The organism is Micromonospora sp. DT233 (assembly GCF_049841815.1).
Lineage (GTDB): Bacteria > Actinomycetota > Actinomycetes > Mycobacteriales > Micromonosporaceae > Micromonospora.
Map to the genome: position 1 here is coordinate 175,979 of NZ_JBNCLB010000001.1, position 24,023 is coordinate 200,001.

Sequence of the window (24,023 nt, forward strand, 5' to 3'; positions counted from 1 at the left end):
GGGGTGGGGTGGGGGGTGGCCCGCGTCGTGGCAGCGGTTCTCTTTTCCGCGAGACACACCCCCGTCGGAGCTTCCGACGTCGGTCGCGCCGTCCATACTGACCGTGGGGGGCGACTTTCAGACAGTTACCGTCGCGTCTGCGCGGCCGATGGAGAAGAGGACACCGTGCCTCCTGCCGGACTCAGCCCGATCATGCGTCGTCGCAGGTTGGGCACCGATCTGCGCCGACTACGCGAGGCCGCCGGGCTGACCGGTGAGCAGGTCATCGCCGCGGTCGGCTGGGCCTCCGCGTCGAAACTGTCCCGTCTGGAGAACGGCCGCAGCCGCCCCGACCCCGACGACGTGCGCGCCCTGCTGGACCTCTACGGGGCCGACGAGGCCACCGGCGCGGAGCTGCTGGACATCGCCCGGCAGGCCGGTGACATGCGGGGCTGGCTGAAGAAGTACCCGGTGATGACCCCGCAGCAGCGCATCTTCGCCGAGCTGGAGGCGGGCTGCACCGAGATCCGGGAATACAACCCGGTCCTGGTCCCGGGGCTGTTGCAGACCCAGGGGTACGCCCGGCTGCGGATCGTCTCGGCCCAGCAGGTCGAGTCCGGGGTCGGCGACCCGGAACCCGACGCGGTCCCGGAGCCGCCGCCGGCCCCGGTGGCCCCGGAGACCCAGATGGCCGCCCGGCTGGCCCGCCAGTCGCGGCTGCTCCGCGCCGACGCGCCGCACTACACGGCGGTGCTGGAGGAGGCCGCGTTGGGCCGCCGCGCCGGCCCGCCGGAGGTGCTGCGGGAGCAGTTGCGGCAGCTCGCCGAGCTGGCGGGGCAGCCACACGTCACCCTGCACGTGCTGCCCCGAGAAGCGCGGATCGGCGAGTGGTACCTCCCACCGACCGCGTTCTCGATCTACCTCTTCGCCGACCCCCTCGACCCGGAGACGCTGGCCATCGAAGGCGACTTCACCAATGCCATGTCTACCGAGGCAAACACCGTAAATCGCTATAAAGTGGCGTTTGAGTGGTTGCGCGCGGCGGCGCTCTCCGCATCGGACACCGTCACCTGGCTCTTCGAGGAGTCGGAGCGGCTGGTGGAGGCGGGGGAGCCGTCCACGGCGGCCCACGGGTCGGCAACGGCGCCGCCCCAACGCCGCCGGCACTCCGGACGCCTGACGGATCGGTGATCCCGCCCGGGACCACGCCGTCCGGCGTGCGGCACCACTGTCCCGTCGGAAGAGTTCCAGTCAGGAGCAGATCATGCACGACATCAGCGACACGCCGTCCGCCCTCGCCCCGCGCCTGGCCGCAGCCGCCTGGCGCAAGAGCACCCGCAGCCAGACCTCCAACTGCGTGGAGGTGGCCCCGCTGCGCGGCGGGCCGGCGGCGGTGGCCCTGCGCGACAGCAAGGACCGCGGCGGCCCGGTGCTGCTGTTCGACCGGGCCGGCTGGCGGGGGTTCCTCGCCGGGACGAAGGGCGGGCAGTTCGATCTGAGCTGATCCCACCGAGCGGGTCGGGGCCGTCGGCGCGCTGCCGGCGGCCCCGTCGCAGCTGCGATCGGCAACCCCGCTGAGCAGGGTTCATCCGATCGAGGGACCTGGGGAACCAATCGTCGGGTTTCACTTGCTGGGCCCTGGCGCGGGCGTAACATGTGTCGGCAGAGTGACGTGGAACTTCCACTCAGTACCGTCCGTCACGGTCGCATCCGGAGACCCCCATGCGGTTCCTGATCGTACGCACCGACATCCGTGCCGCCGCAGACCTCGACATCGTGACCGCCTGGGCCGGGGGTGGCCGGGTGCGCGACGAGACCATCTCCCCCGAGCCGCGCCGCCAGGTGATGCGCGCCGAGGACCGGGACGCCGCCCTGCTGCTGGCGCGGGCCCTCGCCACGGCGGGCTCGGTCCGCCGAGGCCGACAGCGGATCAAGGTGCTCCCCCTCGACGACGCCCGCACCCCCTGGCAGTACGAGTCCGGCGGCTGAGGCGACCGACGTCCGTCCCGGTCGGATCGGCTCCCCGCCGTGGTTCCCACCCATCCCGACCAGGACGGCCCGTGTTCCCGGCCCGGGTTTCGTCGCGGCAACGACGGCCCCGGGCCGGGACCGCGTCCGGGTCCGGGGCGCAGGCGGGCCGGACCCCGATCGCGGCCGGGTCGGGCCGGGGCGGCGAACGCCGTCGGGTCAGCAGTGGCCGTCGAGCCAGCGGTGGATCAGGAACCGGGCGATCGACGTCGGCGGGGGCAGGGACAGCTCGTTGCCCTCCCCCACCTCCACCCGGTGCCCGGCCAGCGCCGCGCCGATCTCCCGGCGGGTGAACCAGCGGGCGTGCGCGATCTCGGCCGGATCCACCCGCACCCGGTGCTCCGGGTCGGCCAGGGCGAGGAAGCCGAGCATCAGCGAGCCGGGGAACGGCCAGGGCTGGCTGCCCGCGTAGGTGATCTCCTCGACCGCCAGGCCGACCTCCTCCCCGACCTCGCGCAGGACGGCGGCCTCGGCCGACTCGCCCGGCTCCACGAACCCGGCGAGGCAGGAGAATCGGCGTCGACCCGACGTGCCGGCCCAGGCCGCGTTGCTGCCGAGCAGGCAGCGCCCGTCCAGCCCGGCGACCCCGTCGTGGACCATGACGATCATCGCCGGGTCGGTGCGCGGCCAGACCCGGCCCCCGTCCGGGTCGATCCGCGACCAGCCGGCCTCGTCCACCGTGGTCCGGTGGCCGGTGGCCGGGGACCAGCCGTGCCGCAGGTGCCAGTTCAGCAGCGCCAGCGCGGCGGTGAAGATCCCGGCGTCGCGGTCGCCCAGCAGGTGACCGACCTCGGTCAGGTGCGCCGCCCGGGTGCCCGGCAGCTCGGGCAGCGGAGAGTCCACGGCGAAGACCGGCACATCGTCGGGCTCGACGCCGAGGAACATCGGCACCGAGCGGGGGGCCGGCGGCAGCTCGCCGGAGGCGAGGAGCACCAGCTCCGGCGGGGAACCCCCGGCGCGGACCAGGGCCCGCCCTTCGCTGGCCGAGTCGAGCACCAGCACCCGGGCCCGCTCCCACGCCTGCGCCAGCCACTGCGGGTCGGAGCGCCGGTGCGCGGCCCGGTCCAGGGTGGAGCGGGCCAGCGGCAGGGCCGTCTCGCCGTCGGTCACCGCCCCCTCCCGAACGCTCACGGGCTGGCCGGGGCGGTGTCGACCGGGGTCAACGCCGTCAGGGCGGGGGCGATCCGTTCGGCGTCGCCGAGCACCACGGTGACCGCCCTGTTCGGCGCGAGGTAGCGCCGGGCCGCCTCCGCCACGTCGTCGACGGTGGTCCCCGCCAGCCGGGCGGCGTACTCGGCGAGGAAGCCCAGGCGCAGGCCGCTGCCCGCGTACGCGCTGGTCAGCGACGCCAGGCCACCCTGGGTGGAGATCCCGAGCTGGAGGGTGCCCAGGGCGTACTGGCGGGCCTGCTCCAGCTCCTCCGGCTTGACCGCGACGGTGGCGAGGCGACCCAGCTCGTACGTCGTCTCCAGCAGCGCCGGCGCGGTGACCTCGGTGGCCACCTCGGCGGCGGCGACCAGCACCGAGCCGGCCACCGAGTGCTCGACCAGCGAGTGCGGGCCGTACGTGTAGCCCTTGTCCTCGCGGATGTTCTCCACCCAGCGGGAGGAGAAGTAGCCGCCGAAGATCAGGTTGGCCAGTTGCAGCGCGGCGTGGTCGGGGTGGGTGCGGGGCACCGCCGGCAGCGCGATCCGCAGCGAGGACTGCACCGAGCCGGGCCGGTCGACCAGCAGCAGCGGGCCGGGCTCCAGCGGCGGCGCGGGCGGCAACTCGGCGCGGTGCCCGGCGCCGGCCCAGCCCGACAGGGCCTTCTCGGCGGCGTCCAGCGCCCGCTCCGGCTGCACGTCGCCGACCAGCACCAACACCGCGCCGCCCGGGTGCACCCGCTCGGCGTGCAGCCGGCGCAGCGCCGCCGGCCGGACCGCCCGGACCTGCTCCGGCTCCGGGGTCTGCACCGCGTACGGGTGCCGGCCGTAGACCCGGCGCAGCAGGGCGGTGCGGGCCAGGTGGGCCGGCTGGCTCTGGGCCATCTGGATCCGGTCGACCAGCCGGTCCCGCTCGGTGCCGACCTCCTCGGCCGGGTACGTCGCGCCGGTCAGCACGTCGGCCAGGATCTCCAGCATCCGGTCCAGGCCGGTGACCAGCCCCGCGCCGGAGAGCATCAGCCGGTCGGCGTCGATGCCGGCGGAGAGCCCGCCGCCGACCGCCTGGAGCTCGGCGGCGATCCGCACGGCGCTCATCGACTCCGTACCGGAGAGCATGGTCTGCGCGAGCACCGCACCCCGGGCCAGGTGGGTCCGGCCGGTCGGCATCCAGAGCCGCAGCTCGACCAGCGGGACGGCCGGGCGACGCACCGCGAGGACGGTGAGCCCGTTGCCGAGCGTGCGCTCGACCTGCTTGGGCAGCTTCAGCGGGCGGTTCGGGCCGAGCGGCGGCAGCGTCCGCGCCCCGGTGGTGGTGGTCGTCGTCTTCGCGCTCATCGTGCCCCTCCGGGGATGACCTCGACCGCCGCGCGGCGCTCCGGCCGCAGGGTGGCGGCGGCGGCCCGGATCTGCTCGTCGGTGACCTCGCCGACCAGCCGGGGCAGCTCGTTGAGCAGGCCCGGCTCGCCGCGTTGCTGTTCGAGCACCGCCATCCGCAGCGCCCGGCCGAGCGCCGCGTCGGTGTCGCGCAGCAGGTGGGTGGCCATCCGGGCCTGGGTACGGGCCAACTCCCCGTCGCCGGGCCCGTCGGTGGCCAGCCGGTCCAGCTCCTCGTCGACGGTGCGCAGCACCTTCTCCACGTCCCCGCCCGGCGGCAGGTGCGCCTCCAGCAGCAGCGCGGTCGGGTCCCGCACGTCGAACGGGTCACCCATGAAGCCGACGTACCCACCGAGGCCGGTGACCGCGCGGTCGCGCTGGACCAGCCGCTCGACCAGCCGGGACGCGTCGCCGTCGGTGAGCACCTCGGCGAGCACCACGTACGGCAGGTACCCGGCGAAGTCGGTGATCGGGTCGGGCACCCGCCAGGCGGCGGCGACGGCGGGCAGCGGGGCCAGCGCGTCGGTGTACGAGGAGCGCCGCTCGGCGGTCAGGTCCGGCTCGGCGAAGTCGGGGCGCTGCGGGGCGGGGCGGGCCGGCACGTCGCCGAAGTGCCGCTGGATCAGGCCGGTGGCCTCGGCGACGTCGACGTCCCCGCTGACGGCCAGCACCGCGTTGCCGCTGGCGTAGTAGCGGCGGAAGAAGTCCGTGGCGTCGGCGACGGTGGCCGATTCCAGGTCGACGAAGGAGCCGTAGCCGTCGTGCGCGTTGGCGAAGGTGTCGAACATGACCGGCGGCAGGGTCAGCCAGGGGAACCCGCCGTACGGGCGGTTGAGCACGTTGACCCGGATCTCCTCCTTGACCACGTCGACCTGGTTGCGCAGGTTCTCCTCGGTCAGGCGGGGGCCGCGCATCCGGTCGGCCTCCAGGAACAGCGCCCGCTCCAGGGCGTTGCTCGGCAGGGTCATGTAGTAGTCGGTGTAGTCGTGGTGGGTGGAGCCGTTGAAGGTGCCGCCCGAGCCCTGGACGTGCCGGAAGTGGGCCAGCTTCTCCAGGTTCTCCGAGCCCTGGAACATCAGGTGCTCGAAGAGGTGGGCGAAGCCGGTGCGCCCCTCGGGCTCGGAGCGGATGCCGACGTCGTAGACCACCGCCACCCCGATCACCGGTGCGCTGCGGTCGGGGGTGAGCACCACCCGCAGGCCGTTGTCGAGGGTGAACCGCTCGACCGGATACTTCGTCGCTGGAATTCTCGATCTCCGCGCCGCCACGTGACCGACCCTAGCGCGTCGGCACCGCCAGGGGCGCGGTCACCCGGGGGAGCACCTCCGCGCCGACCCGCTGCGCCTCCTCCCGGTGCGGCCAACCGGAGAGGACGAACTCGTCCACGCCCTGGGCGGCGTACTCGTCGAGGCGGGCCGCGACCTCGGCGTAGCTGCCGACGAGCGCGGTGCCCGCGCCCTCGCGGACCAGGCCGATCCCGGCCCAGAGGTTCGGCGCGACGGTGAGCCCGTCGGCGCGGCCGCCGTGCAGGGCGGCCATCCGGGCCTGGCCGACGGAGTCCATCCGGGCAAAGCGGGCCTGGGCGGCGGCGATGCGCTCCGGCCCCATCCCGGCCAGCAGCCGGTCGGCCTCCGCCCACGCCTGCGCGGCGGTGGGCCGGGCGATGACGTGCAGCCGCAGCCCGGTGCGCAGGGCGCGCCCCCGCCCGGCGGCCAGGGCGCGCACCCGGGCCACCCGGGCGCCGATCGCGGCCGGCGGCTCGCCCCACATCAGGTACGTGTCGGCCTGCCGGGCGGCCACCGCCTCGGCGGCCGGGGACGCCCCGCCGAAGTAGATCGGCGGTGGGTCGGCCAGCGGGGCGGCCAGGCCGCCGCCGGCGATGCGGTAGTGCTCGCCGGTGAAGTCGAACGGCCCGCCCCGCCAGGCGCGGCGGAGCACGTCGACGAACTCCCCGGTGCGGGCGTAGCGGGCGTCGTGGTCGAGGAAGTCGCCGTACGCCCGCTGCTCGGCGGGATCGCCGCCGGTGACGACGTTGAGCGCGAGCCGGCCGCCGGAGACGGCCTGGAACGCCTCGGCCTGCTGGGCAACGAGGGTGGGCAGCGCGAATCCGGCCCGGACGGCGACCAGCATGCCGATGCGGTCGGTGTGCTGGGTGACGGCCGCGCAGACGATCCACGGGTCTGGGCAGCCGGAGCCGACCGGGGTGAGCAGCGCGGCGAAGCCGGCCGCCTCGGCGGCGCGGCCGACCTCGGTCAGGTAGCCGACGGTGGCGGCCCGGTCGTGCCGCGCCGCGCCGGCCGTGACGGTGGCCGCGCCGACCTGGTGCCCGTCGCCGGAGGTGGGAAGGAACCAGTGGAAGGTCACGCCGACCGCCTCTCCGCGTCGGCCGGGCGGCCGGAGGGGACCACCCGGAGCCGCCGATCAACCTACCAAGAAGGTAGGAAAAACGGGAATAACAACGAGCGCTCATCCCGCGATGTGGACGGTTCTTGACGTCGCCCCGCCCCTCGCCCAACCTTCCCACTAACTAAGTAGGAATACTGCGGATTGGACATAGCTGATGAGACGGTTCCCCTTCCGTCGACTGACCACCCTGGCCACCCTCGCCGTGGTCGGCACGGCCACCCTGGGCCTCACCGCCGCCTGCGGCTCCGACGACGACGCGGCCGCCGGGGGCTCCGGGCCGGTGACGCTGCGGCTGGGCTACTTCCCCAACATCACCCACGCCTCGGCAGTGGTCGGGGTGGAGAAGGGCATCTTCGCCGAGAAGCTCGGCGGGGCCGCCAAGCTGGAGACCAAGACCTTCAACGCCGGCCCCGCCGCCATCGAGGCGATCTTCTCCGGGGCGCTCGACGCGACGTACATCGGGCCGAACCCGACCGTGAACGCCCACTCCAAGTCCAAGGGCGAGGCGGTCCGGGTCGTCTCCGGCGCCGCCTCCGGCGGCGTCGCGCTGGTGGTCAAGCCGGGGATCACCTCCGTCGAGCAGCTCAAGGGCAAGAAGATCGCCACCCCGCAGCTCGGCAACACCCAGGACGTGGCGCTGCGCTACTGGCTCAAGGAGAAGGGCCTGACCGCCACCAAGGAGGGCGGCGGCGACGTCAAGGTGGTCCCGCAGGAGAACGCCCAGACCGTGGAGACCTTCACCAGTGGGGCGATCGACGGCGCGTGGGTGCCCGAGCCGTTCGTCTCCCGACTGGTCAACGCCGGCGGCAAGGTGCTGATCGACGAGCGCGACCTCTGGCCGGACAAGAAGTTCGTCATCACCAACCTGATCGTCTCCACCAAGTTCCTCAAGGCCCACCCCGACGTGGTGCGCAAGCTGGTCGAGGGGCAGGTCGCGGCCAACGAGTTCGTCAACACCAAGCCCGACGAGTCGCACCAGGCCATCTCCGAGCACATCGGCAAGATCACCGGCAAGCCGCTGGACGTGAAGCTCATCAAGCAGGCCTGGCCGACGCTGGAGTTCACCAACGACCCGATCGCGTCCTCGCTGAAGACCGGCCTGGACCACGCGGTCGCCGTCCAGCTCACCCAGCCGGTCGACCTCAACGGGCTCTACGACCTCGCCGACCTCAACGAGATCCTCAAGGCCCAGGGCAAGCCCGAGATCGCCCAGCCATGACCACGACCACCACGACCACCACGACGCCACGCAGCGCGACCGGCTCGGTCGCGCTGCACGGCGTGACCAAGGCGTACGGGCAGGGCGAGAACGCCGTCCTCGCCCTGGACGGGGTCTCCCTCGACGTCGCGCCCGGCGAGTTCGTCTGCCTCGTCGGCGCGTCCGGCTGCGGCAAGAGCACCCTGCTCAACCTGGTCGCCGGCCTCGACCGGGTCAGCGGCGGGCGGATCGAGCTCGGCGACGGGGTGAACCCCGGGCTGATGTTCCAGGAGTCCGCCCTCTTCCCGTGGCTCACCGTCGAGGGCAACGTCGAGGTGCCGTTGAAGCTGCGCGGCCTCTCCCGGGCCGCCCGCCGCGAGCGGGTCGCCGAACTGCTGCGCACGGTGCACCTGTCCGACTTCGGGCGCAAGCGCCCGCACCAGCTCTCCGGCGGCATGCGGCAGCGGGTCGCGCTGGCCCGCACCCTCGCGCTGGACACCCCGGTGCTGCTGATGGACGAACCGTTCGGCGCCCTCGACGCGATGACCCGGGACATCCTGCACGACGAGCTGGAGCGGATCTGGACCGAGCGCAAGCTCACCGTCCTCTTCGTGACCCACAACGTCCGCGAGGCGGCCCGGCTCGCCGACCGGATCATCCTGCTCTCCAGCCGGCCCGGCCGGATCATCTACTCCACCCGGGTCGACGTGCCCCGGCCGCGCCGCATCGACTCCCCGGAGATCGCGAACATCGCCGCCGAGGTCACCGACAAGCTCCGTACGGAGGTGGGCCGCCATGGCCAGTGACACGCTCGCCGGAGCCCGCGCCGACGCGGAGATCTCCGGACTCGACGCGCTGGAGATCGCCGGTCGCCGGAAGGTGACCTCCCGGGCCGCCACGATCTGGGCCTCGACCTGGCCGAAGCTGGCCGCGCTCGGCATCGCCGTCGGTGCCTGGCAGATCGTGGTCTGGGCCGAGATCTGGCCGCCGTACTCGCTGCCCGGCCCGGTCACCGTCGGCCAGGAGCTGCTTCGGCAGGCCGGCGGGACGCAGCTCTGGGACGGGATGGCCACCACCCTGCGCCGGGCGGCGGTCGGCTACGTCTTCTCCGTCGGGGTCGGCCTGCTGCTGGGGCTCGCCGTGGCCCGCTTCCGGGTGCTCCGCGCCGCCATCGGCTCCATGATCACCGCATTGCAGACCATGCCGTCGATCGCCTGGTTCCCGCTGGCGATCCTGCTCTTCGAGCTGAGCGAGAAGGCGATCTTCTTCGTGGTGGTGCTCGGCGCGGCCCCGTCCATCGCCAACGGGGTGATCAGCGGCGTCGACTACGTGCCGCCGCTGCTGGTGCGGGCCGGGCGCAACCTCGGGGCCCGGGGGCTGAACCTCTACCGGTACGTCATCGCCCCCGCGGCGCTGCCCGCCATCGTGGCCGGGCTCAAGCAGGGCTGGGCCTTCTCCTGGCGCAGCCTGATGGCCGGCGAGCTGATCGTGGTGGGCATCTCCCAGACCTCGCTGGGCGCCCAGCTCACCTACGCCCGCGAGTTCAGCGACGCGCCGTGGCTACTCGCCACGATGATCGTCATTCTGGCCGTCGGGCTGGGGGTCGACGCCGCGTTCGGGGCAGCCGACAAGGCGATCCGCCGCCGCTGGGGTGTGCTGGACCAGGCCGGGCAGTGACGTGTACGTCTCCGCGCGCAGCGACTACGCGCTCCGGGCCATGCTCGCAGTCGCCGCCGCCTCGGGCGGCGGCGACCGGCGGCCCGACGGCCCGGCGGCCGGCACCCCGACGGCGGGCGACCCGGCCGGCGCCCCTGCGGCGGGCGGGGCGCTGGTCAAGGCGGCGGCCCTGGCCGAGAGCCAGGCCATCCCGCTGAGCTTCCTCCAGGGCATCCTGCTCGACCTGCGGCGGGCCGGGCTGCTGCACAGCCACCGGGGCACCGAGGGCGGCTACGCCCTGGCCCGCCCGGCCGCCGACATCAGCGTCGGCGACGTGCTCCGCGCCGCCGGTGGGTCGCTCACCTCGGTGCGCGGCCTGCCGGCCGGGCACACCGGTTACCACGGGGTGGCCACCGGGCTGCACGACGTGTGGCTGGCCGTTGACGGGGCGATCGCCCTGGTGGTCGACCGGACCACCCTGGCCGACCTGCTCACCGGGCAGGACGGCGACGAGCACAGCGGGGCTGCCCCGGTGCGGGTGCGGCCCGTCGACCGCGTCGGCGGCCCCTGACCGCCATCACCAAGCGACCTGAGCAGACCTCGACACTTCGCGTCCCCACGCCAGCAACATGAGGTGCCCAGGATTACGCGTGCCGGCCGGGCTCAGCCGGCCGACTCGTCGGTCACCTCGACGACGGAACCGGTCAGGTCGGCGCCGGCACCCGGTTGGTGCAGCCCCACCACCCCGGCCGGCGCCCGGCCGCTGCGCGCGGGCTGCCAGGGCGAGAACGCCACGGCCGTGGCGAGCAACAACCCCACCCCCGCGACCGCCAGCACCACCGCCAGTTCCCGTAGTGCCCCCGACTCGACTTCGCCCGACATGGTCCACCCCTCCCCCATCCGGACCGGCCCCCACCGACCCGTGTTCCCCCGGGGACAGCATCGAGTACGCCGGCCCGGTGGAACAGTCGCCGATCGGCCCCTGCCGGTCTGATTTCCGACTCGATCATCGGGCGAACGGCCGCAGTAGGGGGCCGGGCGACCGACGCAGGCCGCCGACCGGGAAGAACCCGGTCGGCGGCCTGCGCGAACGAAGCGGACCCGGCGCAGCGCCGGGTCGATGGGGTCAGGCGATCCGGGGGCGGCGCGGCCGACGCGACCGGCCCGAGGCGCGGTGGCCGTCCCGCCCGGCACCCGCTCCGGTGCGGCTCCGCCCGTCCTCGGCGCTGCCGCCGACGCGCGGCGCACCCCCGGGCGCGGAGCCGCCCGCGACGTGGGACGAGCCCACTGGACGGGACGAGCGCGAGCCACGACCGCCCGACGCGGAGCGCTCCGGCGCCGGAGCGACGATGGTCACCGGCATCCCGGACGGCTCACGGGCCCCGGTGACCCGGGCCACGGCCGCCTCGTCGCCGACGCGGACCTGGGTGGCCTGCGGCCGGATGCCGGCGGTGGCCATCAGCCGGGACACCTCCCGGCGCTGCTCGGGCAGGACCAGGGTGACGACGGTGCCCGACTCGCCGGCCCGCGCGGTACGCCCGCCACGGTGCAGGTAGTCCTTCGCCTCGGTCGGCGGGTCCACGTTGACCACCATGTCGAGGCCGTCCACGTGGATGCCCCGGGCCGCCACGTCGGTGGCGACCAGCGCGGTCACCTGCCCGGTGCGGAACTGCTCCAGGATCCGGGTGCGCTGCGGCTGGGACTTGCCGCCGTGCAGGGCCGCCGCGCGTACCCCCTTGGAGAGCAACTGGCGGGCCAGCCGGTCGGCGCGGTGCTTGGTGCCCATGAACAGGATGGTGCGGCCCTCGCGGGCGGCGATCCGGGTCAGGGTGGCCGGCTTGTCCTCGGCGTCGACGTGCAGCACGTGGTGGGTCATCGCGGTGACCGTGGCGGTGCCGGGGTCGACGGAGTGCGAGACCGGGTTGCTGAGGAAGCGGCGGACCAGCCGGTCCACGCCGCCGTCCAGGGTCGCGGAGAAGAGCATCCGCTGGCCGTCGGGGGCCACCTGCTCCAGCAGCTTGGTGACCTGCGGCAGGAAGCCCATGTCGGCCATCTGGTCGGCCTCGTCGAGGACGGTGATGGCCACCTGGTCGAGCCGGGCGTCACCGCGGTTGATCAGGTCGTGCAGCCGGCCGGGGGTCGCCACGACCACCTCGGTGCCGGAGCGCAGGGCGTCCGCCTGACGCTGCAGGGACAGACCGCCGACGATCGTCGCGGTACGCAGTCCGAGCGCCCGGGCGTACGGGGTCAGCGCGGTGGTCACCTGCTGGGCCAGCTCACGGGTGGGCACCAGCACCAGGGCCAGCGGGCGCCCCGGGCGGGCCCGGCGGCCGGCGGTGCGGTGCACCAGCGGCAGCCCGAAGGCGAGGGTCTTGCCGGAGCCGGTGCGGCCCCGGCCGAGCACGTCGCGGCCGGCCAGCGAGTCCGGCAGGGTGGCCGTCTGGATCGGGAAGGGCTCGGTGATGCCCTGCCTGGTCAGCTCGGCCAGCAGCTCCGGCGCGAGGCCGGTGGCGGAGAACGAGGGAATGACGGTGGTCATGCAAGAGCCTTCCTCGACGCGGCACGTGTCGAGGAGGCGCCGGACGGCGCTGCACCGGCGGCGGGGCCGCGGTGGTCACAAGCACGAACCGAAGGTGGGGTGCGGCCGGCCCGCACGAGGCGGACCGGCCGCGAGCACCGCGCCCGAGGCGCGATGGGTGTTCCGAAGAACGGTGGTGCCTGCTCCGAGGAGCAGTGGTGCGGGGCGATCAGAGCGGGCGGATGTTCTCCGCCTGCGGGCCCTTCTGGCCCTGGGTGATCTCGAACTCGACCCGCTGGTTCTCGTCCAGGCTCCGGTAGCCGGAGGACTGGATCGCCGAGAAGTGGGCGAAGACGTCAGCGCCGCCGCCGTCCGGGGTGATGAAGCCGAAGCCCTTGTCAGCGTTGAACCACTTAACGGTGCCAATTGCCATGTGTTCAGTCTCCTTGACGGAACGTTCGGACACGCACGTGTTGCGGCCCGAAGAGGGAGGAGTGAACCACGCCGGTATGCGTGGAGCACTTGTCGCTTCTGGTCGCCCCGCCCGGAGAGCACCGGACACAACAAAGTGCGCCTGGGGCTACAATCCGCCAGGCGCACATAAAGTCTCTGGTAACCAAAACTGCAACCCGGCTAAGGTAGCACAGATTTCGGGCCGCGAACCAGGCGGTGCCGAAAAACTTCATTCCCGCCCCGGCAGACCGGCCGGCGGGGACGCCTCCGGCACGCCGTTGACCTGCGGGGACGCGTCCGGCACGCGGGTGACCCTGGGGGACGCCTCGGGCACGCGGGTGATCAGGGCGGTGAGCCCCTCGGCGTCGAGCAGGTCCGTCGGGCGGACCGTCACCCCGTCACGCACGTAGTGGAAGGCCGCGCCGACCCGCTCCACCGGCACCCCGGCCAGCTCGGCCCAGGCCAGCCGGTAGACGGCGAGCTGCACCGCCGCCGCCTCGGCCGCCGCCCCCACGGGCTGCCGGCCGGTCTTCCAGTCGACCACGTCGTACCGGCCACCGAGGCCGGCGAAGACCGCATCCATCCGGCCGCGCACCACCAGCCCGGCGATCACCGTGGCGAAGGGCACCTCCACCTCCACCGGCACCCGCTCGGCCCACTCCCCGGCCAGGAACCGCGCCTGGAGCTCCGCCAGCGCCTCGTCGGGCGCGGCGTCCGCGTCGGCCGCCCCCGGCAACTCGTCGACGTCGAGCAGCCGGTCCGCGCCGAAGCGCCGCTCCAGCCAGGCGTGGAAGGCGGTGCCCCGGCGCGCGTACGGGTTGGGCTCGACGGGCATCGGGCGGCGCAGCGCCCGGGCCAGCTCCTCCGGGTCCCGGCGCAGCGCCACGAGCTGGGTCACCGAGAGCTGGCCGGGCAGCGCCACCTCGACCGCCCCCGTCCCGGCGGCCAGCTCGGCCCGCTCGGCCAGCAGCAGGTCGGCCTCCCGCCGCCAGCGGGCCACCTCCGGGTCCTCGCCCTGAGCGTCGCCGTCACCGGTGGCCGGCGGGACCGTGGCCGCCGGGACCGTGGCGACGGCCGGCGACGGCGTCGGGGGCGTGATCGCGGGTGGGTGGTCGCCGGCGAGGAACCGGCGGACCAGCGCGGCGGCCTCGGCCAGCGCCGGGCGGCGAGCGCCCAGCGGATCGGCCGGCCACTCGGCGCGCAGCACCACCTCCGTGGTCGGGTTGACCGCGTCCCCGCCCGGCTCGGGGGCCCACCGGTCCACCACGTGCCCGTCGCCGCCGGCCAGGCACGCGTCGTACACCTCCCGGAGGAAGACCGACGGCCCGCGCGGGCGCTTCGTCGCCTCGCCCCACCAGTACCCGGAGCAGAGCAGCAGCCGCCGGGGGCGGGTCACCGCCACGTACGCCAGCCGGCGCTCCTCCTGCTCGTCGTGGGCCCGCCAGGCGTCGGTGAAGTCGGCCAGCGCGCGGGCCACCGCGCGCTGGTCGGCGGCCTCGGCCAGGCCCAGCTCCGGCAGCCCGTCGGCGTCGCCGCGCAGCGGGAACGGCAGCACCCCCAGCCCACCGAGCCAGTGGTCGGAGTTGCGCACCGGGCCGGGCCAGCTGCCCCGGCTCAGGCCGGCGACGGCCAGCACGTCCCATTCCAGGCCCTTCGCGGCGTGCGCGGTGAGGATCTGCACCGCGCCGTCGACGACCTCCACCTCGCCCGGGGAGAGGCCGCGCTCGGAGTCCTCGGCGGCGGCGAGGTAGGCCAGGAACCCCGACAGGGTGGCCGCCGGGGACTCCCCGCTGAACCGGGCCGCCACGTCGCCGAGGGCGTCCAGGTGGCCCCGCGCCAGGCCGGCGTCGCCGGTGCCGTCCCGGCCGGCCCGGACCGCCACCTCCACGTCCAGGCCGATGGTCCGCTCCACGTCCGCGATCAGCTCCGGCAGCGTCTGGTCCAGCCGGTAGCGCAGCAGCGCCAGCTCCTCGCCGTACGCGCGCAGCCGGGCATAGCCCTGCACCGAGTACGCCTGGGCCGGCCCGAGGTCGGCCAACGCCTCCACCAGGGTGGCCTCGTCGAGCAGGTCCACCGCGATCTCCGGCCCGTCGTCGACGGCGACCCGGCGGCGGGCGACGGCCACGGCCCGCGCCCGGCGGTGCAGGGCCACCAGGTCACGTGGCCCGATCCGCCAACGGGCGCCGGTGAGCAGCCGCAGCAGCGCCGCCCCGTCGGTCGGGTCGGCGAGCACCCGCAGCGTGCACACCACGTCGCGCACCTCGGGGGTGTCCAGCAGCCCGCCCAGCCCCACCACCTCGACGGGCAGGCCCCGGGCGCGCAGCGCGGCCGAGATCGCCGGGATCTGGCTGCGCAGCCGGACCAGCACGGCGGTGCTGGGGCGCTGCGGCACCGGGATGTGCTCGGGCAGCGCCCCCGGCAGCCGGGCCGCCCCCCGCCAGGCCGCCAGCACGCTGTCGGCGATCCAGTCGGCCTCGTCGGCGTACGTCGGCAGGAGCGCGCAGTGCACGGTGCCGGCGGCCAGGCCACCGGGCGTGCGGTGCGGGATCGGGTCGGCGACGCTCAGGGCCGCGCGCAGCCGCGGCACCCGGGCCCCGGCCGCCCGCAGCGGGGTGGCCAGCACGTTGGCCACGCCGAGGATCTCCGGGCGGTTGCGCCAGCTCGTGCTGAGGCCGAGCACGGCCGCCGGGGCGCCGTCGGCGCGGGCGAACTCGGCGGGGAAGCGGTCCAGGGTGCCGGCGCTGGCCCCGCGCCAGCCGTAGATGGACTGGCAGGGGTCGCCGACCGCGGTGACCGGGTGCCCGCCGCCGAAGAGGGCGTTGAGGAGCACCACCTGGGCGTGGCTGGTGTCCTGGTACTCGTCGAGCAGCACCACCCGGAAGCGGTCCCGCTCGATCGCGCCGACCGCCGGATGGTCGCGGGCCACCCGGGCCGCGCGGGCGAGCTGGTCGGCGAAGTCCATCGCCTCGAAGTCGGCCTTGCGCCGGCCGTACGCGCGGACCAGCGGGAGCAGCTTCAGCCGGGTCTGCTGCAACGCGAGGGCCTTGCGCACGTCGGCGTAGACCCGGCCGGGGCGCGACTGCACGTCGGCGAAGAACCGGCCGGTCCAGGCGGCCAGGGCGTCCGGCTCGACCAGGTGCTCGTCCAGCTCGCCGGCGAGCGCCAGCACCGCGTCGGTGATGGTGGCGGGCATCCGGTCCACGCCGGTCATGTCGCCGTCGTAGTTGCGCACCAGCAGGTCCACGAGCTGCCAGCGGGACGCCTCGGTGAGCAGCCGGGTGGAGGGCTCGTACCCGGCGCGCAGGCCGTGCTCGGTGACGATCCGGCCGGCGTACGAGTGGTAGGTGGAGACGGTCGGCTCGCCGGCGAACGGGTCGTCGAGCGGGTCGCGGCTGCGCCGCCCGAGCCGGCGCACCAACTGGTCGAGCCGGGTCCGCACCCGGTGGCCCAGCTCGCCGGCCGCCTTGCGGGTGAAGGTCAGGCCGAGGATCTGCTCCGGCCGGACGTACGCGTTGGCGACCAGCCAGACCACCCGGGAGGCCATCGTCTCGGTCTTGCCGGAACCGGCGCCCGCGACCACCAGCAGCGGCTCCACCGGCGCGGAGATGATCTCCGCCTGCTCCCGGGTGGGCGCGGGCAGCCGGAGCAGCTTCGCCAGCTCGACCGGCGTGTACCGGGGGCCGGAGTCGGCGACCCGGGGTGCCGGGGCGGCGACGCCGAACAGGGCGGGCTGGGTCACGGTGCCTCTTCGTTCACGGCTCTTCGTTCACGACTGCTCAGGATCGCCTCACGGGTGGTCCGGGCGGCGGGTGGCCGGCGGCTCGACGACCTGACGCCCCTGCCCGGAGACCGGGCAACTGGTGCGCACCGGGCAGACCCGGCACTTCGAGTTGGCCACCGCGGCGAAGGTGGCGGCGGCCATCGTATCGGCGGTGCGCCGCACCAGCGCGGTCGCCCAGCCGGCCTCCGGCCCCTGCCCCGCCGCCGGCTGGCTCTGCTCCTTGGCGTCCTTCGCCGCCGTGCCGAGCTGCACCAGGGCCGCGCCCCCGGACTCGTCGCCGAACTCGGCGAACGCCCCCGCCTCCACCGCCGCCTGGTACGCCCCCAGCTGCGGGTGCTCGCCGATCTCGGGCTCGGTGACCACGGTGGACCGGCCGGTCTTCAGGTCGATCACCACGAGCCGCCCCTCGGCGTCGACCTCCAGCCGGTCCACCCGGCCGGTCAGCTCGACCGGCCGCTGCGGGTCGTCGAGCCGGACCGCGAACTCGTGCTCGATGGCCAGCAGCCGGCGCGGGTTGCCGGCCAGCCAGCGCAGCAGCTTGTCGACCATGGCCTCGGCGCGTTCCCGCTCCGGGCCGACCATCCAGCGGGCGGCCAGCTCGATGGCGTCGAAGCGGGCGGCCACGTACTCCAGCAGGGCGGTGCGGTCGGCGCTGGCGTCCTCGGCGAGCATCGCGGCGGCGTGCACCAGGTTCCCCACCCCCTGCGCGGCGCTGGCCGGGCCGCTGCCGCCGTGCCGTTCCAGCAGCCAGCGCAGGCTGCACCGCAGCGCGCTCTCCATCCCCGACGGGGTGACCCGCACCGGGTCGCCCTCGTCGACCAGCGGCCGGTCGTCGGAGAGGCCGCGCAGCCCCCACCAGTCGTCCGGGTGCGCGCCGGGCACCCCGGCGGCGGCCAGCCGGGCCAGCTCGGCCGCCGCCGCGCGCCGCCGGTGCTGCGCCGCCGCCGGGTCGGCCACGGCGGTACGCAGCTCCGCGACCAACGCCGGCAGGGTCAGTGCCCGGGGCGGCCCGACCACCGGCAACACCACCGGCCCGGCCCCTTCCTCCCCGGCCGACTCCTGCTCCCCCGCCGGCTCCTTCCCGGCCGCCTGCTCCCCGCCGGCCGGGCTCGGCACCGAGCCGCCGCCCGGCTGCACAGGCGGTTGGCCACCGCCCGGCCCACCCGGCTGCGGGTCGTCGTCCTCGGGGGCGGTCGGCTCGGTCGGCCCACCCGGCTGCGGGCCGCCGTCCTCGGGGGCGGCCCGGTCGGTCGGGTCGAGTTCGTGCAGGAAGCGGCTGGGCTGCTCCTCGTGGTCGTCGCCGCCGACCGCCGCCGAGGCGACCGCGCTGACCAGCAGCCGGTGCCGGGCCCGGGTCACCGCCACGTGGAAGAGCCGGCGCTCCTCGTCGAGCAGGGCGGAGGTCTGCCCGATCAGGACGGCCCGCCCGCCGTCGCCGGAGCCCCGGCCGGCGAGCACGTCGACCAGCCGCTCCGAGCCGAGCAGGCTGCCGCGCAGCCGCAGGTCCGGCCAGACGCCCTCCTGCACCCCGGCGACCGCCACCAGGTCCCATTCCAGCCCCTTCGCGGCGTGCGCGGTGAGCAGCCGGACCGCCTCACCCCGGTCGGCCGTCGCGGCCAGGGTGTCGGCCGGCAGGTCCTGGGCGAGGACGTGGTCGAGGAAGACCTCCGTGCGGGCGCCGGGCAGGCGGTCGGCGAAGCGGGCCGCCGCGTCGAAGAGCACCAGCACCGCGTCCAGGTCCCGGTCGGCGGCCTCGGCCCGCCAGCGCCGGGCGATCTCCGGCTCGGCGGTCGCCGCCCGCCCCCGGGTGATCGCCCCGGCCCAGCGCTCGGCCAGGCCGCTGGCGTCCCAGACCGCCCAGAGCACGTCCTCGACGGTCGCCCCGGGCCGCTCGGCCGTCTCCCGGGCCACGGCCAGCAGGCCGGCCACCGCCTGCGCCGGCTCCGCCCAGTGCCGGTCGACGGCCGCCAACTCCTCCGGGTCGCGCAGCGCGTCGATGATCAGCTCGCCGGAGGGGCGGCGGTCACCGACGGCCAGGGCGAGGGCGCGCAGCCCCTGGCGCAGCCGCCGCTCGGCCAGCGGGTCGGCCCCGCCCAGCGGCGAGTGCAGCAGCGCCACCGCCGCCTCCTCGTCCAGCCGCTCCGGCTCCAGCGCGCAGCGCAGCAGGAGCAGCAGCGGGGCGACCGCCGGTTGCAGGTGCAGCGGCAGGTCCTCGCCGTGCACCACGGTCGGCACCCCGGCGGTGTGCAGCGCCCGGCGCAGCACCGGCAGTTGCCGGACGGCGGAGCGGACCAGCACCGCCATCCGCGACCAGGGCACGCCGTCGAGCAGGTGCGCCGCGCGCAGCGCCTGGGCCAGCCAGGCCGCCTCGCTGGTGGCCGAACGGAACGTGCAGACCTGCGCCGAGCCGGACGGCGCGTCGGGCAGCGGGCGCAGCCGCCGGTGGGCGTTCGGGCCGCGCAGCCGGCCGGCGAGCCGCCGGGTGGCGGCGATCAGCCCCGGCCCCGCCCGGTACGAGGTGGTCAGCACGAGCTGGGCGGCCGGCGCGCCGGAGGCGGTGCGGAACCGGTGCGGGAAGGCGGTCACCCCGGCCGGGTCGGTGCCCCGGAAGCCGTACGTGGCGGAGTCCGGGTCGGCGAAGGCCACCAGGGACTTGCCGCCGCCGGCCACCACGGCGAGCAGGTCGAGCTGGGCCGGGTCGGTGTCGGCCAACTCGTCGACGTACACGTGGGTGAGGCGGCGGCGCTCGGCCTCCAGCAGCTCCGGGTCGTCGAGCAGCAGCCCGGTGGCGGCCCGGACCAGCTCCGCCGGGTCGTACGCGATCGAGCCCCGGTTGCCGACGTCGCGCAGGGCGAGCACGGCGACGTATTCCCGCAGGAAGCGGGCGGCGGCCGGCCAGTCCGCGCGGCCCAGCTTCTCCCCCAGCCGGGCCAGCTCCGCCGGGCCCACCCCGCGCTCGGCGGCCCGCATCAGCAGGTCGCGGAGCTGGGCCGCGAACGCCCGGGTACGCAGGGCGGGGCGCAGGTCCTCCGGCCAGCCGACCGGGTCGTCGTCGGGCTCGTCGCCGACCACGGCCAGCAGCTCGCGGATGATCAGATCCTGTTCCGGGCCGGTGAGCAGCCGGGGCGACGGCTCGCCCCGCTCGGCGGCGGCCCGGCGCAGCAGCCCGTACGCGTACGCCGGGAAGGTGCGCACCAGCGGCTCGCGCAGCACGCGGTGGCCGTCGGCGGCGATCCGGGCCTCGATGCGGCGGCGCAGGTCGGTGGCCTGCCGGCGGCCGAAGGTGAGCACCAGGACCCGCTCGGGGTCGACCCCCTCGGCGACCCGGGCGGCGACCGCCTCGACCAGGGTGCTGGTCTTGCCGGTGCCGGGGCCGCCGAGGACGAGCATCGGCCCGTCGGTGCGCGCCACGATCTCGGCCTGGGTCGGGTCGTCACGCCACTCGGCCCGGCCACCCTCCCCCTCGGGCTCGCCGCCTGCCTGGGAGCCGGCGGGCTGCGGGCCGGCGGGCTGCGGGCCGGCGGGCTGCGGGCCGGCGGGCTGCGGGCCGGCGGGCTGCGGGCCGGCGGGCTGCGCCGGGCGGGTCGGGACGGCGTGCGGCGGGCCACCGGCGGGCGGCGCCTCGGCGTGCGCGCCATCGGCGCCCGGCCCTGCGGCCCGACGCTCCCGCGTGGTCGCCCCCTCGGGCCGACCGTCCCCCCGCGCCGCCCCGCCGGGCCCACGACCCTCCGGGGCCGCCTCGGCGGGCCGACGCACCAGCCGGTACGCCTGCATCCCCCCATCCCACCACGCCCCTACGACACCCACCGCCGCACCGTGGCCTGACGGGTCCACGGGTCGACCACCCCGCCGGGACGCCTCGCGTCAGCCCGCCGCTCGCGGCGGGGCCACGGCGCTATCGGTCAGGCTGGTCTGTCGGCTTCTTCGCCGTCTCCCCCGGCTTCTTCGCCGTCCACCCGAGCCGATCCGCGATCAGCATGCCGATACCCGTTCCGAGCACCCCGAAAAACCCCGTCCAGAACGGCCGGGAGAAGACGAATACGTAGATCAGCAGCAGGGCCACCAGCACAGTCAGCAGCCACAGGTAACGACGCAAGTGGATCACCTCGGCCCTCATCCCCATCAGTGGTCGCGCACCCCACCCTCCATCCCTGCCCGGCGATTGTCCATCCGAGGACAACCAGCCCACTGGTCGCCGAACCGACGGCCAGTGGCAGCGCCTGCCTCTCCTTACCTCTTACGGTTGGCTCGCCTCCCGGCCCAGAGGAAGCCGACGGTCAACGCCGCCATCGCTGCTGCACCAGATCCGACGGCCACCTCCAGCGGCCGATCGAATCCGCTCCCCAGCATGGCCACGAATGTCAACATCATCGCGCGAACAGGCTCCACAAGAAAGCTCTTGGCGAGTCACTCAAGGCGGCTCATTCCAATCTCATCGCTTGATTAACAGGCAGGCACCACCGGCACTGCGTGCCGACAGGCACCACCGGGAGGCAGCCCAGCGCGCCAACCGCCGTACTGCCGACGTCAGGGCGAGGAGCACCAGCGGCGGCCTGACCTTCCAAGGCCGGGCCGGCAGAGCCGTCAGCTGCAAGTCTGTGCATCGCGCCAGTGCGCATCGGGGTTTCCGCCGTCTGACGGAGACCCCCGATGCGATTAAACCTAGTACTCATTACAGCGCTGGAGCTGACCGCACTGATAGCGGATCCACAGTCGGCGCGCCATCAAGCTGGCATCTTGACCTTCCTGCTCATCGGCGTACTAGATACATAACGCCTGTAGCGAGGACAGCCATCAGGATGCCGCTACCCACTGTCACAACCCACCCGGCATGAAGGATCAGCCCGCCAATCACGAGCCCAGCAACCAGCATTGCGGCAGCGAAAGCTGCGTAACTTGCCCGGGTCATGAAATCCTGCCCTTCACATCCTCGATGTGCAGGCTGCCAGCGTAGGTGCCGGTGTTGGCGCCGGTCATCTGCTTCGCCGCGCCGCAGGTCATCGGGTTGACCGCCGCAGGACCCGGCGCGGTGCACGCCATGCCGACTCCAGCAAGCCGCGCTTCTCGACGCGGCGGGCTCGGGTCCTACGCCGACGCCGGCCAGACCCCTGAAAAGGCGGCAAGTCAGCGTCGTTGGTGCCGTCGCAGCAGTACGGCCGTCCACACGCATACCGCAAGGGACGCGACAAGGACCAAGGCTCGGATCATTCGCTCGTTTCCGCCGAGATCCTCGGTTACGAGCGGTAGGGCAACCCACAGAGCAAAGAAGCCTGAAGCCAAGGTTGCAGCCCAAAGATAGCGTTCCTTGGGAGCCAACTCTTTAAGTAGCACCATCACACCCTCCACAAGCATCGTTGACGAGGCAACGCCGACCGACGCCGGATGCCCCTGCCGTCGGCCAGCGTTGCGCGGATGCCTCACGTGCTTACAGGTCCCCGTCTCCCGTAAGTCATCGTTGACGCCGTCAATAGCGCCGGCAGCGAAGTCCCCTACCGCACCCGCTGCGCTGCTGCTTAACGGCGGGCTTGCCGACATGTTCGAATTACCGTGGAGCAAATGCCGGAGCCCAGAGAAACGGCCATCAGGAGAGTGCGCGCCTGAAGTGGCCAAATCAGGCGCCATGGTAGCGGGCGGCGGGTCAGCGCAGGTGGGGTTCGAGGGCGTCCAGGGCGGCGGGGACCGAGTCGGCGACCGTGAGCAGGCCCAGGCCCGCCGGCTTGAGGAAGTTGCGGTCGGCGAGGCCGCCCAGCCAGTCGAGCAGCGGGCGGTAGAAGCCGTCCGCGTCGACCAGCACCATCGGCTTGGCGTGCAGGGCGAGGGTGGCGGTGGTCCAGACCTCGAACAACTCGTCCAGGGTGCCCAGCCCGCCGGGCAGGGTGAGGAACGCGTCCGAGCGGTCGAGCATCAGGGTCTTGCGCTCGGCCATGCTGCCGGTGACCAGCAGCTCGTCCGAGGCGAGGTCGGCCACCTCCAGGTCCATCAGGCTCTGCGGAATCACCCCCAGGGTGGCGCCGCCGGCGGAGCGGGCGCCGTCGGCCAGCGCGCCCATCATCCCGACGCAGCCACCGCCGCTGACCAGGGTGTGCCCGCGCCGGGCGAGCTCCGCGCCCGTCTCGGTGGCAAGATCCAACCAGCGCTGGTCGAGGGTACGGGAGGACGCGCAGAACACGCAGATCGCCGCCACCGACTCAGCCCTCCCCGTCCGGCTCGCCAGCCGACTGCCCGGCTGTGGCCGCCCCCTGCTCGGCGGCGGCCGACTGCTCCGCCCCGGCCCGCGCGGCGGCCTCCTGGCGGACCGCCTCCTGCTCGACGGAGAGCGCGTCCGCGGCCGCAACGATGTGTTGCACCGCGGCGTCCACGTCGTCGGTGAGGCAGATCAGCTCCAGGTCGACCGGCCCGATCTTGCCGTCGGCCGCCATCGTGTCGCGCAGCCAGTCGAGCAGGCCCCGCCAGTACGCCGTGCCCATCAGCACCACCGGGAACCGGGTGACCTTGCCGGTCTGCACCAGGGTCAGCGCCTCGAAGAGCTCGTCCATGGTGCCGAAACCGCCGGGGAGCACCACGAACGCCTGGGCGTACTTGACGAACATGGTCTTGCGGGCGAAGAAGTACCGGAAGTCGATGGCCAGGTCGACCCACTCGTTGAGGCCCTGCTCGAACGGCAGCTCGATGCCGAGCCCGACGGAGAGCCCGCCGGCCTCGCTGGCGCCCCGGTTGGCGGCCTGCATCACGCCCGGCCCGCCGCCGGTGATCACCGCGTACCCGGCGGCGGCCAGGGCGGCGCCCAGCTCCTCGGCCAGCCGGCACTCGGGGCTCTCCGGCGCGCTGCGGGCGGAGCCGAAGACGCTGACGGCCGGCGGCAGGTCAGCCAGGGTGTCGAAGCCCTCCACGAACTCCGACAGGATGCGCAGCGCCCGCCACGCGTCGCGGGTCTTCCAGTCGTCGCGCCCCCGCGAGTCCAGCAGCCGCTGGTCGGCGGTGCTGGTGGGGATGGCGCTGCGACGAAGCGTGACCGCGCCCCGGTGCCGTTCCCGCCCCGGCTCGCGACCCGGGCTGCGTCCGTTGCTGTCACTCATGGGAGCAACCGTAGTGGAGGGTCCCCCCACCTGCTGCGGACCCCGGCCGGGGGCGGGCGGGAAGTTCCTCGCGAACGAGGCAACTAATTCGGTCGCACCCGCGTCTTAGTATTCGCATACGGGGTATGCCCCGGCACGCGCCTTCGGGGGAGGAGACAGCGTGATCAGCAGCACCGAGATGATCCGGATCCGTCGACAGATGCAGCGACGGATCCGGGACGTGGTGGCCGAGCGCCGCCGCGCCCGGCAGTTCGAAGCCACCGTCGCCGACCTCACCGACGACCCGACCGACGCCCGTCCCGACCCGTCCCTGACCCCAACCGCCTGACCACCCACCCACCCACCCCACCCCCCGGCCCGGCCCGGCCCGGCCCGGCCCAGGAAGTTGATCAAGAGGTTTGCGTCAAGA

At 74.5% G+C, this 24,023-nt stretch carries 21 protein-coding genes; 8 read left to right on the forward strand and 13 right to left on the reverse strand.

Annotation, left to right across the window (positions count from 1 at the left end):
• The first annotated feature begins 165 nt into the window (after positions 1 to 165).
• The 3 genes from ACLQ2V_RS00850 to ACLQ2V_RS00860 all read left to right on the forward strand — a co-directional run bounded on the left by ACLQ2V_RS00850 (position 166) and on the right by ACLQ2V_RS00860 (position 1,968).
• Positions 166 to 1,170 carry a helix-turn-helix domain-containing protein gene (locus tag ACLQ2V_RS00850; RefSeq protein WP_425716391.1) on the forward strand — a complete coding sequence of 335 codons (1,005 nt, stop codon included), beginning with the start codon at positions 166 to 168 and terminating at the stop codon, positions 1,168 to 1,170.
• Between the two features lie 73 nt (positions 1,171 to 1,243).
• Positions 1,244 to 1,483 (forward strand): DUF397 domain-containing protein, encoded by a 240-nt coding sequence (locus tag ACLQ2V_RS00855; protein ID WP_425716392.1) that lies wholly within the window; start codon positions 1,244 to 1,246, stop codon positions 1,481 to 1,483.
• A gap of 218 nt (positions 1,484 to 1,701) precedes the next feature.
• A complete protein-coding gene (locus tag ACLQ2V_RS00860; RefSeq protein ID WP_425716393.1) occupies positions 1,702 to 1,968 on the forward strand; it encodes a hypothetical protein in 267 nt (88 codons plus the stop codon).
• A gap of 198 nt (positions 1,969 to 2,166) precedes the next feature.
• On the opposite strand, the gene nudC is transcribed toward ACLQ2V_RS00860, so the two are convergent.
• From nudC to ACLQ2V_RS00880, 4 genes are read right to left on the reverse strand one after another with little or no spacing between them, the layout of a single operon-like run.
• Positions 2,167 to 3,117, reverse strand: coding sequence for an NAD(+) diphosphatase (nudC, locus tag ACLQ2V_RS00865; protein WP_425716394.1), 951 nt, complete (start codon positions 3,115 to 3,117; stop codon positions 2,167 to 2,169).
• 17 nt (positions 3,118 to 3,134) lie between these two features.
• Complete coding sequence (locus ACLQ2V_RS00870; protein WP_425716395.1) at positions 3,135 to 4,487, reverse strand: M16 family metallopeptidase; 1,353 nt, start codon at positions 4,485 to 4,487, stop codon at positions 3,135 to 3,137.
• Entirely contained in the window at positions 4,484 to 5,794 is a 1,311-nt protein-coding gene (locus ACLQ2V_RS00875; RefSeq protein WP_425716396.1) for a M16 family metallopeptidase, read from the reverse strand. The genes ACLQ2V_RS00870 and ACLQ2V_RS00875 overlap by 4 nt, the downstream gene beginning before the upstream one ends.
• Positions 5,795 to 5,804: 10 nt before the next feature.
• Positions 5,805 to 6,890: an LLM class flavin-dependent oxidoreductase gene (locus ACLQ2V_RS00880; RefSeq protein ID WP_425716397.1), complete on the reverse strand. Its 1,086-nt coding sequence runs from the start codon at positions 6,888 to 6,890 to the stop codon at positions 5,805 to 5,807.
• 196 nt (positions 6,891 to 7,086) lie between these two features.
• Here ACLQ2V_RS00880 and ACLQ2V_RS00885 point away from each other — a divergent pair, with 196 nt between their 5' ends.
• Genes ACLQ2V_RS00885 through ACLQ2V_RS00900 form a run of 4 tightly spaced genes read left to right on the forward strand, consistent with a single transcriptional unit; the run spans position 7,087 to position 10,357 of the window.
• Positions 7,087 to 8,151, forward strand: coding sequence for an ABC transporter substrate-binding protein (locus tag ACLQ2V_RS00885; protein WP_425716398.1), 1,065 nt, complete (start codon positions 7,087 to 7,089; stop codon positions 8,149 to 8,151).
• The gene (locus ACLQ2V_RS00890; protein ID WP_425716399.1) at positions 8,148 to 8,936 is read left to right on the forward strand and encodes an ABC transporter ATP-binding protein; all 789 of its coding nucleotides are present in this window, start codon (positions 8,148 to 8,150) and stop codon (positions 8,934 to 8,936) included. Before ACLQ2V_RS00885 ends, ACLQ2V_RS00890 begins: the two co-directional genes overlap by 4 nt.
• Positions 8,926 to 9,807: an ABC transporter permease gene (locus ACLQ2V_RS00895; RefSeq protein WP_425716400.1), complete on the forward strand. Its 882-nt coding sequence runs from the start codon at positions 8,926 to 8,928 to the stop codon at positions 9,805 to 9,807. The genes ACLQ2V_RS00890 and ACLQ2V_RS00895 overlap by 11 nt, the downstream gene beginning before the upstream one ends.
• 1 nt (position 9,808) lies before the next feature.
• Positions 9,809 to 10,357: an RrF2 family transcriptional regulator gene (locus ACLQ2V_RS00900; protein ID WP_425716401.1), complete on the forward strand. Its 549-nt coding sequence runs from the start codon at positions 9,809 to 9,811 to the stop codon at positions 10,355 to 10,357.
• A 92-nt stretch (positions 10,358 to 10,449) separates the two neighbouring features.
• Here the strand turns inward: ACLQ2V_RS00900 and ACLQ2V_RS00905 are convergent, their stop codons facing one another.
• The 9 genes from ACLQ2V_RS00905 to ACLQ2V_RS00945 all read right to left on the reverse strand — a co-directional run bounded on the left by ACLQ2V_RS00905 (position 10,450) and on the right by ACLQ2V_RS00945 (position 23,614).
• Complete coding sequence (locus tag ACLQ2V_RS00905; RefSeq protein ID WP_425716402.1) at positions 10,450 to 10,668, reverse strand: hypothetical protein; 219 nt, start codon at positions 10,666 to 10,668, stop codon at positions 10,450 to 10,452.
• Positions 10,669 to 10,912: 244 nt separating this feature from the next.
• Positions 10,913 to 12,325, reverse strand: coding sequence for a DEAD/DEAH box helicase (locus ACLQ2V_RS00910; RefSeq protein WP_425716403.1), 1,413 nt, complete (start codon positions 12,323 to 12,325; stop codon positions 10,913 to 10,915).
• 208 nt (positions 12,326 to 12,533) lie between these two features.
• Positions 12,534 to 12,737, reverse strand: coding sequence for a cold-shock protein (locus tag ACLQ2V_RS00915; protein ID WP_007072850.1), 204 nt, complete (start codon positions 12,735 to 12,737; stop codon positions 12,534 to 12,536).
• Between the two features lie 249 nt (positions 12,738 to 12,986).
• A complete protein-coding gene (locus ACLQ2V_RS00920) occupies positions 12,987 to 16,496 on the reverse strand; it encodes a UvrD-helicase domain-containing protein (protein ID WP_425716404.1) in 3,510 nt (1,169 codons plus the stop codon).
• Positions 16,497 to 16,544: 48 nt separating this feature from the next.
• On the reverse strand, positions 16,545 to 20,312 hold the full coding sequence (locus ACLQ2V_RS00925; protein WP_425716405.1) for a PD-(D/E)XK nuclease family protein: 3,768 nt from the start codon (positions 20,310 to 20,312) through the stop codon (positions 16,545 to 16,547).
• 121 nt (positions 20,313 to 20,433) lie between these two features.
• Positions 20,434 to 20,634 carry a hypothetical protein gene (locus ACLQ2V_RS00930; RefSeq protein WP_425716406.1) on the reverse strand — a complete coding sequence of 67 codons (201 nt, stop codon included), beginning with the start codon at positions 20,632 to 20,634 and terminating at the stop codon, positions 20,434 to 20,436.
• A gap of 809 nt (positions 20,635 to 21,443) precedes the next feature.
• Positions 21,444 to 21,578: a hypothetical protein gene (locus tag ACLQ2V_RS00935; protein WP_425716407.1), complete on the reverse strand. Its 135-nt coding sequence runs from the start codon at positions 21,576 to 21,578 to the stop codon at positions 21,444 to 21,446.
• A gap of 598 nt (positions 21,579 to 22,176) precedes the next feature.
• Positions 22,177 to 22,722, reverse strand: a complete 546-nt coding sequence (locus tag ACLQ2V_RS00940; RefSeq protein WP_425716408.1) for a TIGR00730 family Rossman fold protein — start codon at positions 22,720 to 22,722, stop codon at positions 22,177 to 22,179.
• Between the two features lie 4 nt (positions 22,723 to 22,726).
• Complete coding sequence (locus ACLQ2V_RS00945; RefSeq protein WP_425716409.1) at positions 22,727 to 23,614, reverse strand: TIGR00730 family Rossman fold protein; 888 nt, start codon at positions 23,612 to 23,614, stop codon at positions 22,727 to 22,729.
• Positions 23,615 to 23,774: 160 nt separating this feature from the next.
• On the opposite strand from ACLQ2V_RS00945, the gene ACLQ2V_RS00950 reads away from it, so the two are divergent.
• Positions 23,775 to 23,942 (forward strand): hypothetical protein, encoded by a 168-nt coding sequence (locus tag ACLQ2V_RS00950; RefSeq protein ID WP_425716410.1) that lies wholly within the window; start codon positions 23,775 to 23,777, stop codon positions 23,940 to 23,942.
• Positions 23,943 to 24,023: the final 81 nt, after the last annotated feature.